21 protein-coding genes are annotated in these 18,426 nt (G+C 30.1%); 4 read left to right on the forward strand and 17 right to left on the reverse strand.

The annotated features are described in order from the left end of the window. Positions 1 to 40: 40 nt before the first annotated feature. The 4 genes from purB to HW276_RS07585 all read left to right on the forward strand — a co-directional run bounded on the left by purB (position 41) and on the right by HW276_RS07585 (position 3,546). On the forward strand, positions 41 to 1,483 hold the full coding sequence (gene purB, locus HW276_RS07570) for an adenylosuccinate lyase (protein WP_178938024.1): 1,443 nt from the start codon (positions 41 to 43) through the stop codon (positions 1,481 to 1,483). Further along, positions 1,483 to 2,037: a hypothetical protein gene (locus HW276_RS07575; protein ID WP_178938025.1), complete on the forward strand. Its 555-nt coding sequence runs from the start codon at positions 1,483 to 1,485 to the stop codon at positions 2,035 to 2,037. The genes purB and HW276_RS07575 overlap by 1 nt, the downstream gene beginning before the upstream one ends. Before the next feature lie 181 nt (positions 2,038 to 2,218). Then, complete coding sequence (locus HW276_RS07580; RefSeq protein ID WP_178938026.1) at positions 2,219 to 2,722, forward strand: very short patch repair endonuclease; 504 nt, start codon at positions 2,219 to 2,221, stop codon at positions 2,720 to 2,722. 11 nt (positions 2,723 to 2,733) lie between these two features. After that, entirely contained in the window at positions 2,734 to 3,546 is an 813-nt protein-coding gene (locus tag HW276_RS07585) for a lipopolysaccharide assembly protein LapB (RefSeq protein ID WP_178938027.1), read from the forward strand. A 297-nt stretch (positions 3,547 to 3,843) separates the two neighbouring features. On the opposite strand, the gene HW276_RS07590 is transcribed toward HW276_RS07585, so the two are convergent. From HW276_RS07590 to HW276_RS07665, 17 genes are all read right to left on the reverse strand, one after another. Further along, positions 3,844 to 4,467 carry a DUF4125 family protein gene (locus tag HW276_RS07590; RefSeq protein WP_178938028.1) on the reverse strand — a complete coding sequence of 208 codons (624 nt, stop codon included), beginning with the start codon at positions 4,465 to 4,467 and terminating at the stop codon, positions 3,844 to 3,846. Positions 4,468 to 4,640: 173 nt separating this feature from the next. Beyond that, a complete protein-coding gene (locus tag HW276_RS07595; RefSeq protein ID WP_178938029.1) occupies positions 4,641 to 5,582 on the reverse strand; it encodes a DUF4037 domain-containing protein in 942 nt (313 codons plus the stop codon). A gap of 22 nt (positions 5,583 to 5,604) precedes the next feature. After that, positions 5,605 to 6,435 carry a tetratricopeptide repeat protein gene (locus HW276_RS07600; RefSeq protein ID WP_178938030.1) on the reverse strand — a complete coding sequence of 277 codons (831 nt, stop codon included), beginning with the start codon at positions 6,433 to 6,435 and terminating at the stop codon, positions 5,605 to 5,607. Positions 6,436 to 6,678: 243 nt separating this feature from the next. Beyond that, positions 6,679 to 7,407 carry a gamma-glutamyl-gamma-aminobutyrate hydrolase family protein gene (locus tag HW276_RS07605; protein ID WP_178938031.1) on the reverse strand — a complete coding sequence of 243 codons (729 nt, stop codon included), beginning with the start codon at positions 7,405 to 7,407 and terminating at the stop codon, positions 6,679 to 6,681. 27 nt (positions 7,408 to 7,434) lie between these two features. Next, complete coding sequence (locus tag HW276_RS07610; protein ID WP_255460405.1) at positions 7,435 to 8,217, reverse strand: dipeptidase; 783 nt, start codon at positions 8,215 to 8,217, stop codon at positions 7,435 to 7,437. 5 nt (positions 8,218 to 8,222) lie between these two features. Continuing rightward, positions 8,223 to 8,411, reverse strand: a complete 189-nt coding sequence (locus HW276_RS11840; protein WP_255460406.1) for a hypothetical protein — start codon at positions 8,409 to 8,411, stop codon at positions 8,223 to 8,225. Between the two features lie 30 nt (positions 8,412 to 8,441). Further along, positions 8,442 to 9,116, reverse strand: a complete 675-nt coding sequence (locus HW276_RS07615; protein WP_178938032.1) for an HAD family phosphatase — start codon at positions 9,114 to 9,116, stop codon at positions 8,442 to 8,444. A 28-nt stretch (positions 9,117 to 9,144) separates the two neighbouring features. Further along, a complete protein-coding gene (locus HW276_RS07620; RefSeq protein ID WP_147003997.1) occupies positions 9,145 to 9,579 on the reverse strand; it encodes a HutP family protein in 435 nt (144 codons plus the stop codon). Positions 9,580 to 9,604: 25 nt separating this feature from the next. Continuing rightward, on the reverse strand, positions 9,605 to 10,045 hold the full coding sequence (gene aroQ, locus HW276_RS07625; RefSeq protein WP_147003998.1) for a type II 3-dehydroquinate dehydratase: 441 nt from the start codon (positions 10,043 to 10,045) through the stop codon (positions 9,605 to 9,607). A 24-nt stretch (positions 10,046 to 10,069) separates the two neighbouring features. Continuing rightward, positions 10,070 to 10,564: a shikimate kinase gene (locus tag HW276_RS07630; RefSeq protein WP_178938033.1), complete on the reverse strand. Its 495-nt coding sequence runs from the start codon at positions 10,562 to 10,564 to the stop codon at positions 10,070 to 10,072. A 123-nt stretch (positions 10,565 to 10,687) separates the two neighbouring features. Then, positions 10,688 to 10,876: a DUF4250 domain-containing protein gene (locus tag HW276_RS07635; RefSeq protein WP_178938034.1), complete on the reverse strand. Its 189-nt coding sequence runs from the start codon at positions 10,874 to 10,876 to the stop codon at positions 10,688 to 10,690. Between the two features lie 19 nt (positions 10,877 to 10,895). Then, positions 10,896 to 11,741, reverse strand: a complete 846-nt coding sequence (locus HW276_RS07640) for a hypothetical protein (RefSeq protein ID WP_178938035.1) — start codon at positions 11,739 to 11,741, stop codon at positions 10,896 to 10,898. Positions 11,742 to 11,844: 103 nt separating this feature from the next. Continuing rightward, positions 11,845 to 12,666, reverse strand: coding sequence for a hypothetical protein (locus HW276_RS07645; protein WP_178938036.1), 822 nt, complete (start codon positions 12,664 to 12,666; stop codon positions 11,845 to 11,847). A gap of 69 nt (positions 12,667 to 12,735) precedes the next feature. Further along, complete coding sequence (locus HW276_RS07650) at positions 12,736 to 13,551, reverse strand: shikimate dehydrogenase (protein WP_178938037.1); 816 nt, start codon at positions 13,549 to 13,551, stop codon at positions 12,736 to 12,738. A gap of 138 nt (positions 13,552 to 13,689) precedes the next feature. Beyond that, a complete protein-coding gene (locus HW276_RS07655) occupies positions 13,690 to 14,409 on the reverse strand; it encodes a 16S rRNA pseudouridine(516) synthase (RefSeq protein ID WP_178938038.1) in 720 nt (239 codons plus the stop codon). Positions 14,410 to 14,452: 43 nt separating this feature from the next. After that, positions 14,453 to 15,637, reverse strand: coding sequence for a chorismate mutase (locus HW276_RS07660; protein ID WP_178938039.1), 1,185 nt, complete (start codon positions 15,635 to 15,637; stop codon positions 14,453 to 14,455). A 282-nt stretch (positions 15,638 to 15,919) separates the two neighbouring features. After that, on the reverse strand, positions 15,920 to 18,400 hold the full coding sequence (locus HW276_RS07665; protein WP_178938040.1) for a glycogen/starch/alpha-glucan phosphorylase: 2,481 nt from the start codon (positions 18,398 to 18,400) through the stop codon (positions 15,920 to 15,922). Between the last annotated feature and the right edge of the window lie 26 nt (positions 18,401 to 18,426).

The following is an 18,426-nucleotide window of genomic DNA, read 5'->3' on the forward strand; positions in this document are numbered from 1 at the left end:
AAATTTACAAAAAATAAAAAATAATTAGGAGGAATTAGAAATGGCAGATATGAGCATATATTCAAATCCGTTGGCGGAGAGATATTCTAGTAAGGAAATGTTGCATATTTTTTCACCAGAGTTTAAATTTAGAACTTGGAGAAAATTGTGGATAAATTTGGCGGAGGCTGAAAAAGAGCTTGGGCTTGATTTTATTACTGATGAACAAATTGAGGAACTAAAAAAATATAAAGATGATGTTGACTTTGAAGTTGCGGCTGAATTCGAGAAAAAATTGAGACATGATGTTATGGCTCATGTGCATACTTATGGAGAACAAGCTAAAAATGCAAGAAAAATTATTCATTTGGGAGCGACAAGTGCGTATGTAGGAGATAATACTGATTTGATTCAAATTAAGGAAGGGCTTTTAATTATTAGAAAAAGACTACTTGTCTTAATTGAAAAAATGAGAGATTTTGCATTACAATACAAAGATTTGCCAACTTTAGGATTTACTCATTTTCAAGCAGCACAGCTTACTACTGTTGGAAAAAGAGCGACTTTATGGCTTCATTCGTTACTTCTTGATTTTGAAGAATTGGAATTTAGATTAGAAAACTTGAGATTTAGAGGAGTTAAAGGGACTACTGGGACTCAGGCTAGTTTTAAAGAATTGTTTGAAGGAGGTTTTGAAAAAGTAAAACAGTTGGATGAATTAGTTACTTCAAAAGCTGGATTTGGTAAAAAACAAGGTGTTTCAGGACAAACTTACGATAGAAAAGTGGACGCACAAATCTTGAATTTATTGTCAAATATTGCTCAATCTTCTCACAAATTTACAAATGATTTTAGATTGCTGCAACATTTGAAAGAATTGGAAGAACCATTTGAAAAAAATCAAATTGGGTCAAGTGCGATGGCATACAAGAGAAATCCAATGAGAAGTGAAAGAATTTCATCACTTGCAAAATATGTAATTTCAAGCTCACAAACAGGTGCGTTAGTTTTTGCAACACAATGGTTTGAAAGAACATTGGATGATTCTGCAAGTAAGAGATTGTCTATTCCACAAGCATTCTTGGCAGTTGATGCAATCTTAATTATTTGGCTTAACATTATGGATGGAGTTGTTGTTTATCCAAAAGTAATTGAAGCTAATATCCAAAAGGAATTACCATTTATGGCGACTGAAAATATTATCATGGAATCAGTTAAAAAAGGAATGGACAGACAAGAAGTTCACGAAATTATTAGAGAACTTTCGATGGAAGAAACAAAGGAAATTAAATTGAATGGAAATCCTAACAGACTAATTGACAGAATTATAAAAGATGGTAGATTAGGACTTAAAGCAGAAGATATGGAAGGAATCTTGGTTTCTGCTAATTATACTGGATTTGCTGGACAACAAACTGAAGATTTCGTTAAGAATGAGATTGATCCGATTTTGGATAAGTATAAGGATGAGATTGTGGAAGATAGGGAGGAATTGAGGGTTTAATGAAAAATAATATAATTGATTATGAAAATTCTTGGAAAAGGAAAAATGAAGAAAGAGAATATTTTAATTCAGAATTTTTGAATAAAATAAATATTAAAAAATATAAAGATGAAATTGAAAAATTTGATGCTTTAGCTATAAAAAATCGTGCAAAATATAAAATTTCTAAAAAAACAATTGATGAAATAAAGGATTACTGTTTTTCATATTTGCCAATACTTACAGGGATGGAAAAGGAAGTAGTTGGTGAACTGTTAAATGAGAAATACAATATTGATGAAATGGAAATAGACATTCCAAATAAATTGTTTTTTGAAGATGAAGAAGTAAAAAATGAGCAGAAACATTGGTTTCAAATGTATAAAATGTTATTTGGAGAAACAGAAATTGAAGAGTTTAAAAAAGAAGATCTGATTCCAATTGCAGAAGATGAAGAATTTATGTTATTCATTGAAAGAAGAACTGGAGAAGTGTATATTAATATTTATGAATTATTCTTTTTTTGTGCAATTTCTGATAGTTTTGATGAGTTTTTAGATGCAATTAAAAAATAAGTAAAAGGTGATTTTATGAAATTTATAAAAAAATAGTAATTTCTATTTTTATTGATATTTTGCATTATAATGTTAAGTTTTTGTGCAGTAATACTGGAAACAGCGATATTAGCACTTACAGCACTAATAGGAAGAGTATGTATAGTTGATACTGGGTAAATGTCCGTAAGGATGTGGAAAAATGAAAAAGAAAAAACCCCTCACAAGAAGCCAGAACATGGCAAGAATAAAATCCAAAAATACAAAACCTGAAATCTATATCCGTAAATTACTTTATAAAATGGGATATAGGTACAGAGTGAACTATTCACAGCTTCCAGGAACACCTGATATTTTTATTCTGAAATATAATACAGCAATATTTGTAAATGGGTGTTTCTGGCATAGGCATAAAAATTGTAAAATTGCAACTTTTCCTAAGACAAACACGGAGTATTGGGAAAAGAAGTTCAAAAGAAATGTGGAGAGGGATATTGAGGTTTATGAGAAACTTTTTGAGATGGATATTAGTGTGATTACGATTTGGGAATGTGAAATTAATAAAATGCAACGAAATGAAGAATATAAGGAAAAATATTTGAAAATTTTGAAGGATAGAATCGAAAGAGTCTTTAATTATGAAGAAAAAGACATTTCAGTTCAGATGGAAGTTGCAGAGAAAAATAAGAAATATCCAAAAATTTAAGGAGCGAAGTAATGAAAAGTAAAATATTATTAATTTTTTCAATTTTTATACTTTCTTTTAATGTTTTTTCAAATTCAAATCCAAATTCTAGTGAAAAATTTAAATTGGCAAAATCATATTTGGAGCAGAAAGAATATGTCAAAGCTGAAAAGATATATTTGGAATTGGCTAAAAAGAAAGATGTTCATGCGATATATAATTTAGGTTATCTTTATATGGAGCAAGGGAAAATAATCGAAGGCGAAAAGTATTATAAAATGGCTGCTGATATGGGATATGATGATGCGATGTTTAATTTAGCAATGTTTTATGATAGACAAAAGAATTATGATAAAGAGAAATTTTATTTAGAAAGATTGGCTGCAAAAAATCAAAATGATGCAATATTTCAGTTGGCAATTATTTACACGCAAGAAGGAAATTATCAGAAAGTTGATGAACTTTATAATCGATTATTGAAAGAAAAATATCAAGAAAGCGAAGTTTTCTATAATTTAGGAGTTTCTTGCTACTATCAAAAAAAATACGATGAAGCAGAAAAGTATTTTTTGAAGGCAATAGAACTTGGAAATAACGATGATCCTGAATATAATTTAGGAATTTTATATAAAGTTCAAGGGAAATTTGCACAAGCTAAAAAATATTTGATACCGTTTGCTCAAAAAGGTAAAGTAGATGCGATGATAAATGTGGGAGCAATCTATCGAGATGAAAAAGATTATAGCAATGCTAAAAAGTATTATAAAATGGCAATGGATAGAGGTTCACGAGAAGCGGAAGCAGAATATAATACTATATTGATATTAGAAGAACATGGTCTATAAAATATGTGTTTGATAAACTAAGTTTTTTATCTCGAGTTTTAGTATATTTATCTTGATAAATTCTGAGTTTGTGTAGTTATCAAATAAATCTATAATAGACTTGTTCGGAAACTTCTAAAATTTAATAAAACGAATATTCTGAAACAAGGGGTCTTGACCCCTTGTGGAAATAAAAAATTTAGGTTGTCGAACAGGTCTAATATTAATTTAATTCTCATTTTCATAACAAGGGGATTTTTACCCCCTTGTTAAATAAGATAAATTTACTAATCAAAAAAAATTTAAACTAGTTATTTTTTACAAACTTTCTTCCGCTTCTTCAATTGTTTTATATCCTTTCTCTAACACAATATTTTCCAAATTATTTTCTGCTAAATTTATATTATTTGAAACGCAGTTTTGGATATATTCGTAATATAATTTTAAAGTTTTTATTGAATATGAAGACAATTCTCCCTTTAAATAAGTTTCAATTGAAGTATAGTTTGGAGTATCGTATTTTGAGTGTAAAGGACGACCTTTTGCGGTAAGTTTTGGATATTTTTCTATTATTTCCTCTTCCCAATGTAAGTAAATTTTTACTATTTTTTTGATTAATTCTTTTTTTTCCTGGGGAATTTCAGGTAAATAGTTTTTGATTACTTTATATTCTTTTGGGGCACTATATTTCATCATTCTGGCATATTTATCCTGAACGATGTTTTCGCCACGGTGTTTTGCTAAAATCAAGTCTTCCAGATAACTTTCCAAGATTTCATCAGGTAATGTTTCCCATTGGCTTCTTCTCATAATTTCAAATTCCTGCGGGTTATCTTGACATTCTGCTCTTCCTTCTGTATGATGCACACTTTGAAAAAATTCCCATTCTCTTTTTAAAATTTGTCTAATAAAACTTTCTTTTTTACTAACTTCTATTTCCATTTTTGATTCTCCTATTTTTAAATCCATAATTATTTTATAAAATATAATAGATATATGTTCGATAAACTAAGTTTTTTTGTCTTTACAAGGGGTCAAGACCCCTTGCTTCAGGATATTTTATTTATTAAATCCTAAATTTGTATAGTTATTGAATAGATCTAATATTTTTTACATTAATCCATCGCAGGATTCCAGTTTCTTAACTTTTCGTCTTCTATTTTATTTTGCACAAAAGGCCCGTAATCCTGTAAGAAATCACTCGTTAATTGTCGTGGAACAATGCTTTGATATTTTAATTCTAAAATTACATTGGCACTTATTTCTTCAATAATTTGAAATTTCCGGTTTACTGCGCCAACTGGCAATTTTACCAATTCCTCAATTAGAAAATACGTTTTTTCTCCTAAAATTTTCAAATTTTTCAAGGCTTTTGGCATCCATTTATAAAACAGCTTATACTTTTTATTTAATAAAAAAATTATATGAATTGCCTCGCTTATAAACTCAGTTTCCGCCAGCCTTGCCGCCACAATCTCATTTCTTCTCATACACCGCAAATAGTTATACTGCCCAGATTGTGCCATTTTCATACATCTTGTGGCTATTTTATTAAGCCGTATATCTTCTGGAAAATATTTTTCCAAATCACTTCTAATTTTTGTAAATTTCCCCAAATTATCCATAAAAATTTCTCCATTAACTGCCGTTGCAAGCAATTCTTCTGGAATTAATCTCCAATCATACAAATTTTCAGGTACCTTCACATCCCCCAAAAACTTAAAAAACCAGTCATCCATATTCAGGACTCCACGTCGTCCATCTCCAAATTCACTAACATTTAATGCTTCAAATCCTAAAAATTCCTTCGGCAATTCACTAAGTCTTTTTTGCAAATTCAGCCCATATTTCTCATAATCTTCCGAAGTTAGCCAAATACAGCAAGATGGTCCAAAATCGTGATCCTGCGAAATCTCATCATCAAACCCAAAACATTCTGAACCTTCTCCCGCAAGTCCAGCCGCCATTTTTTCAAAAACTTCTGGAAACTCACTTTTTATAACTGGCAGATAAATTTCTTCAAAATATTTTTTTGAAAGCTCCAATCCTTTAATCATTTTTTCTCCTTTTTCAAAAAATCTAAACCATTTTTTCTTTTACAATTTCGATATTTTCCAAAATATTCTTATAATTATTACTTTCTTTTCCAAAAGTCTTTTCACAAATTTCTGCACTTTCCTCAAATAATTCCAATGCCTTTTCGTATTCATTCTCTTCAAAATAAAAAGTTGCCATATTATTCAAAACTGCCGCATATAAATTGTGAGATTTCCCAACTTCCTTTTCAATTAATTTTAACGATTTTTGTAAATATTCTTCAGCCTTTTCAATATTTTTTGCTTTCAAATAAGGCTGTACAAGATTACTCAATGTAATCGCATACTGAATTGGATTTTCCCCAACTTTTTCCAATACTTTCAAACTTCTTTCCTGTAATTCAATCGCCTCTTCAAATCTTCCAAGCTCCTGATAAAAAAGAGCCAAATTATTGCATACGCTCGCATAAACATAATCATTCTGAAGATTATTATCCTCATAAATCTTCATAGTATTAAGGTAAATATCTTCAGTTTCATCATACTTTTTCATAAATCTATAAACTTCCGCCAAATTCAAACTGCAAGTCGCATACGGAACACTATTTTTCCCATATTTTTTCTCAATAAATCCCTGAGCTTTCAATAAAGCGTTTTGTGCCGTATCAAATTCTCCAACGTATTTAAGCGTCCCTCCGATTTCATTTAAAATCTTAATATTCTCATCACTTTCTTCCCCAAAAACCTCTTGTGTAATTTCTGCCAATTCCTTTAGCACCTTGACTTCCTCCACAACATTCCCCTGCTGCATAAGTTCCTTTCTTAAATTTGTCAATTCATTTATTCTAATTTTTTTTTCAAATTCATTTAACATTTTAAATTTCTCCTTTATACTAATTTTTTTAGTTATTTGTAAAGTTTTTTATATTTTTTTTGATACCTTGCTAATATAATTATTTAATTATTTAACTAATTTTCTATTATTTGAATAGATTTCATTTTTAAATTTATTACTTAATAAAAGTTTACCACACAAAATTATATTCTGCAATAGTTTAAATATATTTTTATAAAATAAAAAGCCAGCAATTAGCCAGCCTTTATTAATAAGTTTAAATTATTTCCTGCAGCTTTCAATAAATTTATCAAAGATTCTTTGCATTTTTTCATTACCACGAACTGCCATCATTTCAGGATGCCATTGAACAGCATAAAAGAATTTGTGATTTTTATTTTGGAAAGCCTCTATTATTCCATCATTTGCCTTTGCAATCGAAGTTAATCCATTTCCTAAATCTTTTATCATTTGATGATGATAGGAATTTACCCTTGCTTTTTCTCCAAAAATTTCAAATAAAATATTGTCCTTTTCAATGTTTATATCGTGTGTTGGCAAATCTGGAAGCCATTTTTGCATATGGTTAATTGTTGTATCTATATATTTTACATCTTGATACAGACTTCCGCCAAAATAAACATTTGCAATTTGAAGTCCACGGCAAATTCCAAAAACAGGTTTTCCAGTTTTCATAAATTCATCTAAAATTACAAGCTCAAATTCATCACGCTGCGGTGTAATGCTTCCAACCTCCTGCAGACAGTCTTCTCCATATAAAACTGGATCAGGATCTCCCCCGCCCGAAAGTAAAAGTCCATCTAAAACTTGTATCTGTTCCTTTATAACTTCAAGATTTTCAGTTATTGGCAAAATAAACGGAATTCCTCCAGCATTTATGACGGCTTTGCTATAATCTACTGAAACTATTGTTTTGTGGTCATTTAATCTGTTCGGATTTAATTCCAGCGAAGTTGTGATTCCTATTAATGGTTTTCTTTTGTTATTCATTTCCGCAATTCCCTTCTTTACTTTTTCTTATTTAAAATTTCTCACTCTTCCAAAAAAGTCAATAAAATTCTTATAAGTTACCATCTCAATTTCATTTTGAGAATACCCTCTCTTTTTCAAGGCTTTTTCCACATTTCCCAGTTCTGTAACATCGTGCAATCCTGAAAGTCCAGAAACTTCTTCCCCTTCTGGCGTATAATATTCTGCAAAATCAAGCCCAAATCCAACTTTATCCAGCCCAATTTTTTCAGCCACATATTCCAGATGATTTAAAAGCATTTCCAAATTTTTATCACTTTCATTTTGACTGACAAAATTATGATAACTATTCATTCCAACTATTCCACCACGTTCACCAATACACAAAATCTGATCATCAGTCAAGTTTCTCATTGATGGACAAAGACTTCTCGCATTTGAATGGGAAGCAAAAAATGGCTTTTTAGAATGTTTTGCAATATCCCAGAAAGTCTTATCATTTGCATGTGAAACATCAAGCAGGATTCCAAGTTCATTAATTATTTTTACAGCATCAATTCCAAGTGGCGTAAGTCCTCTGTTTTTATCCCCGCTTTGCCCTGTCGCAAAAGCATTTGTTTCATTCCAAGTCATTCCAATATGTCGCACACCAAGCTGATACAGCAAATAAATATAGTCAAGCTTATCCCCAATTCCAGGAAGCCCTTCAATTCCAAGCACAACTCCAAATTTTTTATCCTTTTCATTCAAACTTTTTTCCATCATTTTAAAATCAGATGGCTCTTTTATTATTTTTATCAAATCCCTTGCATAATGCAATTCTTCAGTCATTGCCCTTAAATCTGAAAAAAATATTCCTCAGCATTTTCTACTTTATTTACATTCAAATAAATTACAAAAATTCCTCCAGAAAGTCCTCCCTTCAAAAATTTTTCCTTATATTTATTTCTTATGACATCTTTATTCCCCTTTTTATATTCCCAAAAATTATCTGTCCACACATCTGCGTGCATATCGAAAAACATTAATTTTTCCTTCTTTCTTTATTTTTTATTTTAATTATTCCCCTTAAAATAATCAAGCACTTCAACCAGGCTATTAAACTTCTTATAAACTAATTTTTCAATTTCTTCTGTCGGTTTCAATTTATCTGGTACCATAATTGGAAATGTTCCCGCTGCATGTGCCGCTCTTATTCCATTAAAGGAATCTTCAAATACTGCAGTTTTCTCTGGAGATACTCCCGCTTTTTTTGCTCCTATCAAAAATACTTCAGGATCGGGCTTACCATGAACTACATCTTCTGCCGTTACAAAATAAGAAAAATATTTTTTTAGATCTTTTCCATTAATTAAAGCTTCTGCCATAAAAAAATCCGAAGAAGTCGCCAGAATCATTTCTTTATTATTTTCCCTCAAAAATTCTAAAAGTTCCAACGCACCTGGTTTTAAAGGCACTTCACTTTTTTTAGCCAATTCTAATATATGATCCTTTACTGTCCCCATCATTTCATCATAAGGAAAGTCCTGCCCCAATGACTCTTTAAATAATATTCTCGCCTTATCATTTGTAACACCTGTTGTCTTTTCCACAATATCCTTTGTTATTGTATATCCCATTTTTTTAGCCACTTCATGCCCATATCCAACATAAATGGTTTCCGTGTCAAATAGCAATCCATCCATATCAAACAAAAATAATTCAATTTCTTCAAAAAATTTCTTTCCCATTACAAGTTTCTCCTTATTTTTTTTAAAATTATTTTTCACTGTCAAGTATCGAAACCGAACGATGGGCAACAGAAGTTATCACTTCATTAAACTGCAATATTCCAACACTTAAAAATATTGCCACAGCCAGATGTTCCCCATCTCTTGCCAGCCCAATTTTACCACCGACACTAAGTCCATTTATAATTGCCTCAATTTGACTCATTGCTTCCCGCATCGCACCAATTACCGCACCATCGTGAGCATGCACATCTTGAATAAGATTATTTCTTTTTGCCGCCATTAATGCGCTTTCTATAAATTTAAAACGTGATTGAGGCATTGCTCCACCAACATTTACTGCCGCTGTTCTTATTCCTTTTTCCTTATATTCCTTCATTAGCTTTCGTTCTTCATCTCGTGAAGAAATCGACATTTTTAATGCTATTCTGCATATTTCCACACTTTTATTATTTTCTTCCATTTTAAAATCCTCATTTTTCGTCTTTTTAACAATTTTCTCCCCTTAAAAGAAGTTTAATTGCTTCCACATATCCATCTTTGCCTTTTCCATAAATTTGAGCAATACAGGCTGCAGCTGTAACTGAAGTTTTTCTAAATTCCTCTCTCTCGTGAATATTGCTCAAATGAACTTCCACCGTTGGTATAGATATTGATTTTATTGCATCTAAAATTGCATAGCTGTAATGAGTGTAAGCTCCTGGATTTATTACAATTCCATCAAAATTTCTAAAATATGCCGACTGCAGGAAATCTATAATTTTTCCTTCAGAATTTGACTGCAGAATATCTATTCTGACTTTTTTATCTGAAAATTTTCCTTTTATGTAACTGCAAATACTTTCATAGTCATCATTTCCATAGATACTCTTTTCCCTAATTCCCAAGAAATTTAGATTAGGCCCATTTATAATCATTATTTTCTTCATTTTTACACATCCTTATTTTTCAATCTAAAGTTTTCCCTTTAAAGTTGTAATTATTCTCTCAGTAACTACATCCATGTCATCATCATTTTTTATTATAATATCAGCATATTTTCTATATAAATTTATTCTTTCATCATATAATTTCCAAAGATTTTCAATATTTTGCAAAAGAGGTCTGTTTTCATGGTTTTCTCTTGAAATATCCTCAATCGTTCTGTCAAGAAATATAATAATCCCATTTTGCTTCAAAATATCAATATTTTCCTTTTTCTTAACAGCTCCTCCGCCAGTTGAAATAATAATTCCCTGTCTTTCAGACAATTCTTTTAAATATTTCGTTTCCAAATCTCTAAAATACTCTTCCCCTTCGTTTGCAAAAATATCTGAAATAATTCTATTTTCCTTTTCTTCCAAATGTTTATCAGCATCAAAAAAGGGATAATTAGTTTTTTGTGATAGCCAATATCCAATCGTACTTTTCCCGCAAGCAGGCATTCCAATTAATACTATATTTTTCATAAATCATCTACTTTCCTAATAAAATAAAGTTTTTTGTTTCCTTTACTCTGCTCAAATTTTATAATTTATACTGAATTTTATTTAAAATAATATTTATTTAGGTAATACTTACAAAATAGTAAATTATATTTTCTTAAACTGATTTTCACTTTCTGAATATTCATATCCAGCTTCTGAAAATCTATTTAATAAACTATCCTTATCAACACCATAATAATTTACCAAATCATCCAAATCTGAAAATTCATCACGTAATTTCATATTTACAAGACTATAAAGCAGCATTATATCTTTAGTTTCAAAATTTATCATTTCATCTCCTTCTCTATTTTTATAAAATTATTTTTACTTTTGATTCATCATTTTCATCAATATTTTCAATTACAACATTTTTACTTAAATCATCAAATAAAGTGTAATATTCATTTCCACGTTTTTCTAGAAAATCTCCAACTCTAACATTTTCAGTTCCAAGATCACCTGTAACTTCATAAATTTCATTATAAATAGTTTCCAAAAATCCAATATCAAAAACAGTAAACAGTTCAGGCTCATTATCAATTCTAAAAAAAGTCTTTTCTGGAACAACAAAATATAAAGTTGATTCATATCCCATATTTATTCCAAAAATAGAATATCTACGATGTTCCAGCTCATAATTTACAATCGAATATAGAATATCCACAAGAGATTCATCATATTCCAGCTCCTTCAGTCGTATGCTTTCCCAGTCAACATTTAAACCGTCAGGATTTATACCCTTTTTCCCAAGCAGTTCCCTAAATCCATCTGTATAGCCTTTTGCCATAAATTTATAAAGATAGCTATCAGAATATTTTACCAAATATTGATAATAAAAATCCGAAAATGTACTGATTTTGTTTTCTCCGTCATTTAAGAACTCTTCTCCAAAATATTTTTTTACAGCTTCTTCCGCTTCAAACAAATATTCCCTTCTAGCCTCCACATATTTCAAAAAGTTATCAGTATCCAGCACTTCCGCAGCAAAATCATCAAGTTCATTATAAATTGACAGGTCAATATGATTTAACATGTCATTTTTGCTGACTTTTTTTCTAGTTTTTAAATTTTTATCTTCATTAATTTCAGTTTCACTAATTTTTTCATCTTTTATTTCTTCTTGTTTTTTTTCATTTGAATTTTCACTATTACTCATTTTGACTCCCACATAGTAAATTTACGTTAATAAAGGATAACGCATAATCCTTTTTTATTATTTCAATTATTTAATTCTGACTTTATCAAGAAGTAAAATCCTATTATTTCACCTGTTTATTTTCAATCGCCTGAATTATAAATTTAATATTTGAAATATTTTCAAATTTTACTAATTTTTTTAATTTTTCCTTATTTTCATAAGATAATGCTGAAGTATCTATATAGCTGTCAAACCATTTATCATAATTTCCATATAGCTTTCTCAATTTTTTTAAACTTGATTTTGCTGAAGAGGCAGCTTTTTTCTTATCTTTCCCTTCATTTCCCCTAGCCTCTAAAACTCCTTCCAATTTGTCGTATTCTTCATTCACAAGTTCTTTCATTCGTGTTGCCGACATTTTTTTATACTCCTCTTTTGAGATTTTATCTCCGCTGCTGTACAAATAATCATAAATGTCATTAATATTTTCATCTACAGTTTTTCCATCCTTTTCAGCTTCCAAATATGTATTCATATTCAAGTTAAATGTTTCCAGCAGTAAATAAGTATTTGTATAAGAATACGACTGAAAATCCCCTATATCTTCTAAAAAACTTCCAAATGCACTTTTTAAAAATTTTGGATATTCTACAACATAATCGCTATAATATGCATACATTGATCTAAAATTAGATTTTCTATTTCCCGAAAGCCTAGCAAATTCCCTGTCAAAATATGAACGATTTTCATTATATAAAGTCTTCATTACTTCAGAATATGCAGAATTTCCAACAGCTTCTCCACTTTTCAAGGCAGCTGACGTAAAATACTTATCAAAAATTGTCTTCTGCCTTGCATTTCCCTCATCAATTATCTCCTTATTTGTCTTTGCAAAACCAATAGCTGCAACAACAATTATTCCTATCATTATTTTTTTTAACATAAAATCTTCCTCTCTTCTTAACTCTTTTTTATTTTTTATAATCAAATTTTCTTTAAAGTACAAATATTTTTATTTATATAATTTTTCTGATAATCTTTTATGAATTTCCTCAATAATTTCTGCTCCATACACTTCATTATGCCATATTTCTTCAGATTTAATTGCTTGTGAAATAAGCATCATAAGTCCATTTGCCACCTTTGTCCCTTTTAATTTATACTTTTTCATAAGCACAGTTTCTTCAGGATTGTAAACAATATCCACGACTGCATTTACATCAATTAAATTCTTATCCTCAAGCGGGCAATTATCAACTGCAGGATACATTCCAACTGGTGTGCAGTTTACGATTAATTCAATATTTCTAAGTCCTGCGATTGATGAATAATGAATCAGTCTGTCCTGATTTCTCACTTTAAAAGGATCATGTTCTATAATTGTCGCAAGAAAAACACTTTCAGCCCCGCTGTCAACCAATCCATTGTAAATGGCTTTAGAAGCACCGCCAGTTCCCAAAACAAGCACTTTTTTACCAGCAACATCAATTCCATTTAATTCCAACGTTTTAAGAAAACCAAAATAATCTGAATTATCTCCAACAAGTTTTCCATCTCTAAAAGTTACCGTATTTACCGCTCCAATTTTTTTAGCAATTTCCGACACTTCATCAAGATACTTAATAACTTCCAGTTTATAAGGAATTGTAACATTAATTCCATTAAACTTCCCATTTCTTATATTTTTCATCAGTTCCTCAATTTCTCCTATTTCCCTTTCAATCATTTCATAACTCGCTTTTTTCCCAGTCAATTCAAAAAATATCTCATGAATTTCCTTTGAATAGCTATGTCCCAATTTTTCTCCCAATAATCCAAATTTTTCCATTTTCCTATTTTCCTTCCTGCATTCTTAAATATTAATTTTTGTAGTATCATTATTCATAACCCTATTTGATAATCTAATTTTTTATTTTTATCTTTTTCTCAAGACATCCTGCCAGATAAGCTGTCAAACAAATTTATTTCAAAATTTTAATCCATCCAGCTCTTCTTCTGTCAATTCCCTATATTCTCCCAGCTTCAAATTTTCATCCAGCGAAAGATTTCCCATTTTTACTCGCTTCAAATAAAGAACTTCATTATTAACCGCCTTAAACATTCTCTTCACCTGATGAAACTTCCCTTCAGAAATTGTTATATAAACTTGATTATCACCATTTTCATGCAAATTTTTAGAAATTACTTCAACTTTCGCCTTTTTCGTTACAAAATTTTCCTCCAGCTTTATCCCGTTTTCCAAGGTTTTTACATCATTTTCACTAAGCGGCTTGGCAATTTTTACATAATATTTCTTATCCACATGCTTTTTAGGAGAAAGTAAATTATGCGACAAAATTCCATCATTTGTAAGCAAAAGCAAGCCTTCAGTGTCAATATCCAGCCTTCCGGCAGGAAAAATATCATAAGTCCTGTATTCATCATTTAATAGATCAATAACAGTTTTATGGCAGTTATCCTCTGTTGCAGAAATAACTCCAGCAGGCTTGTTCATCATAATATAGACAAACGGCTTGTAACCGACAACTTTATTTTCATATTTTATAACATCTTTATTTTCATCAATATGAATTTTTCCATCATTTACAAAAACACCATTGACACTAATTTTTTTCTTTTTTATGATTTCCTTAACTTCTTTTCTCGTCCCAATCCCCGAATTTGCTAAAAATTTATCTAATCTCATCTAAACTCTTTCTTTCTTTTTATTTTTTATTTATAAAATCCCGTTAATTTGAATATATTTCCAAATTATACAGTTTATAATTGCCTAAAATCTGTAGATAATTTGATTTTTCCCGCATTTCCTCAAGCGCCATCCTTACCTTTTCACTAGACATATTTCCTTCAAAATCAATGTAAAAATAATATTCCCAAGGCTTATTTGCTCTTGGACGTGATTTTAAATTTACCATATTCAGCCCATATTTGTAAAAAATCTGCAATAATCCAATTAATGCTCCTGATTCATTATTCGCACTTGTCACAATGCTTATTTTATCACTTCCGTCAATTACAGCTTTTTCATTTGAAATAATAAAAAATCTCGTATAATTCTCCTCTTCGTTATTAATATTTTTCTTCAGTAATTCAAGTCCGTAAACTTCTTTAGTTTTCATATTAGCAATGCAGGCATTTTCCTTTTTACCTTCTGCTGCAATATACTTCCCGCTAATTGCAGTATTTGTCATACGGTTAAGATGCCATTCATGCTTTGATAAAAACTGTGAGCATTGCATAAAAGCCTGGTCATGCGAATAAATATTCCTTATATCTTCAATTCTGCTCCCCTTCACACCTAAAAGATTATGTGAAATTTTATGCCTAACTTCCCCAATTATATGAATATTTTTCGTATTAATCAAATCAATGCTGTCCCTGACTTCTCCTACAATAGAATTTTCTATTGGCAATATCCCAATATCTATTTTTTTTGTATGAACAGCTTCCACCAGTTCCTTATGTGAATTAAAATGAAAAATATTTTTATTTTCCTCAATGCTGTCTACATCTAAATTTTTATTATTTTTCAAAATATTCATAAGCACTTCATAGGCATACGACCCTGGAACTCCAGTATATCCTAACTTTTTATCCTTCAAGTCCAAATCATTTACATATTTAGTTGAAATTCCTATTTTAAATTTTTGATATTCCTTGCTTGAATCCATAATATCCTTCAAAATTAGTTCAATATAATGATTGAGTTCCTTATTTTTCACTCTTTTCAAATTTTTTTGAACAACTTCCTTTTCCCGTTCCTCATCAAAGATTCTTTTCCCAGTCTGCTTCTTAAACTGCGCCACTTCCTGCACAATTTCCAGTCTTTCCTCCAGCAATTCCACCAGCTGGCTGTCTAATTTATCAATCTTTTCCCGAATTTTTCCCAAATCTAAATTTTTATTTGTATTCATCTGTCTTTCCTTTTTATTTTTTATTTAAAAACAAGTCATTTTATTATACCATAACTTTTTTAATTTTTCTTTAGATTACTTTAGAAATAAAATTATCATAAATATTTCTTTGATAAGTAAATTATACTAAAATCAGTAAAAAAAAGCAAGAATAGTTTAAAATTAATACAAAAAAGGGAACTATTATTAATTATTAATTAAAAATAACTCCCTTTTTTATTTTATTTTAAAATTGTAATTAAATTTTTTTTGTATCCTGCTATTATATTGCTTAAATCAAAATTATTTTTCAATATAATCTTCAACAATATAATCTTCAACTTCAACAGGTTCAATATTCCAGATTTCTTTTGCATATTCGGCAATAGTTCTGTCTGAACTGAATTTTCCAGCATTTGCAATATTTTTAAGCGCTTTTCTAGTCCATTCTCTTTTATCTTTAAATTGTTTTTGAAGTCTGTCTTGCGCTTCCCTGTATGATGCGAAATCTTTTAATAGGAAATACACGTCTGGACGTGAACCATCTACTCCATATAATAATGAATTTTGTAATTCTTTAAAGATTCCTGTATGATTATCATCATAAGTTCCGTCACCTAATTGATCGATAACTTTTTTAAGTCCTTCCACATTATTATATTCATCAAATGGATTGTATCCTCCACGTTCTTGATAACTTTCAACTTCTTGTGCAGAAAGTCCAAAGATAAATGCATTTTCAAGTCCAACTTCTTCAACAATTTCCACATTTGCTCCATCCATTGTTCCAAGAGTTAATGCACCATTTAACATAAATTTCATATTACCAGTTCCAGATGCTTCTTTACTTGCTGTAGAGATTTGTTCTGATACATCTGCTGATGGGAATATTTTTTCTGCAAGTGAAACTCTGTAGTTTTCAAGGAATACAACTTTAATTTTTCCATTAATTTCAGAATCGTTATTTACTTTTTCAGCAACAGAATTAATTAATTTAATAATTCCTTTAGCACGTCTATATCCAGCGGCTGATTTTGCTCCAAAGATAAATGTTCTTGGTTCAACGTCTAAATATGGATTTTCTTTTAATTTATTATAAAGATCCATAATATGAAGCACATTTAATAACTGTCTCTTATATTCATGCAGTCTCTTAACTTGAATATCAAAGATAGAATGAGGATCTACTTCAATTCCTGTAGTATCTTTTATATATTTAGCCAATTTTTCCTTATTATGCAGCTTAATTTCAGAAACTCTGTTTAAAACATTATCATCATCTAAATATTGTTCCAATTTTTTAAGTTCATACAAGTCTGTAATCCATTTATCTCCAATTAATTCTGTAATTAATGCCGCTAATTCTGGATTTGATTTTAATAGCCATCTTCTTTGAGTAATTCCGTTTGTTTTATTTAGGAATTTTTCAGGATATAATTCATTCCATTCTTTTAATTCAGTATTTTTAAGAATTTCTGTATGTAATTCAGCAACTCCGTTTACTTTGTGCGAACCTACGATTGCAAGCCATGCCATTCTAACTTGCCCATTTCCAATAATCGACATTTTATTGATTCTTTCCCAGTCTCCAGGATATTTTTCCTGTAATTCTGCAACAAATCTTCTATTAATTTCTTCGATAATTTGGTAAATTCTTGGCAATAATGGCTGGAATAGTGAAATATCCCATTTTTCCAATGCTTCTGACAAGATTGTATGGTTTGTGTAAGCAAATACATTTTTACAAATGTTCCAAGCTTCATCCCATCCTAATTTTTCCTTATCCAGGAAAATTCTCATTAATTCAGGAATTGCAACTACTGGGTGAGTATCATTTAACTGAATTGCCACTTTTTCTGCAAATTTAGAAAAATCATTTCCAAATACAGATTTATACCTTCTGATAATATCTTGCAATGAAGCTGACGTAAAGAAAAATTGCTGTTTCAATCTTAACAGTTTTCCATCTTTTTCAGTATCGTTTGGATATAATACTCTTGAAATATCTTCTGCTTGAACTGCTTTTGCAGAAGCTTGTAAATAAGTTTGATCATTAAATAATTTTAGGTCAAATCCTTCAGGTGATCTGGCTTCCCACAATCTCAATGTATTTACTGTGTCATTTCCATAACCGATAACTGGCACATCATAAGCCACGGCATGAACTGTTTCAGTATTTACACGTTTAAAGTATTCTTTTCCAAATTCATCACGATGAACTTCGATTTGTCCTCCAAATTTTACTTCAAATACTCTGTCCATTCTTTTAATTGACCAAGGGTCGCCATATTTTGTCCAGTCATCTGGATATTCTACTTGGAATCCATTTTCAATTTTTTGCTCAAACATTCCATATTTGTATCTAAGCCCATATCCATGCCCCGGTAATGATAATGTTGCAAGTGAATCTAAAAAGCAGGCTGCAAGTCTTCCAAGTCCTCCATTTCCAAGTCCTGCATCCATTTCACGATCTTCAATTTTATTAATATCTACGCCCAATTCATTTAATGTTTCTCTAATAACGTCATTGATTTGCAAGTTGATTAGGTTGTTTCCCATAAATCTTCCCATTAGGAATTCTGCTGAAAAGTAGTACATTTGCTTTACCTGTTTTTTAGCATAAGTCTTTTTAGTATTGTACCATTTTTCCATTGCGTAATCCAACGCTACTTTTGAAACCGCATTATATAACTCAAATTCATGAGCTTCTTCAAGAGTTTTTCCGTATTGCCTTCTCAGTTCCCTAAGAATACTGTCCTTCAATTCAGCTTTATTAATTTCCATATCTCCTCCTAAATATTTTTTTATTT

The organism is Leptotrichia sp. oral taxon 417 (assembly GCF_013394865.1).
In the GTDB taxonomy this organism is placed as follows: Bacteria; Fusobacteriota; Fusobacteriia; order Fusobacteriales; family Leptotrichiaceae; genus Leptotrichia; species Leptotrichia wadei_A.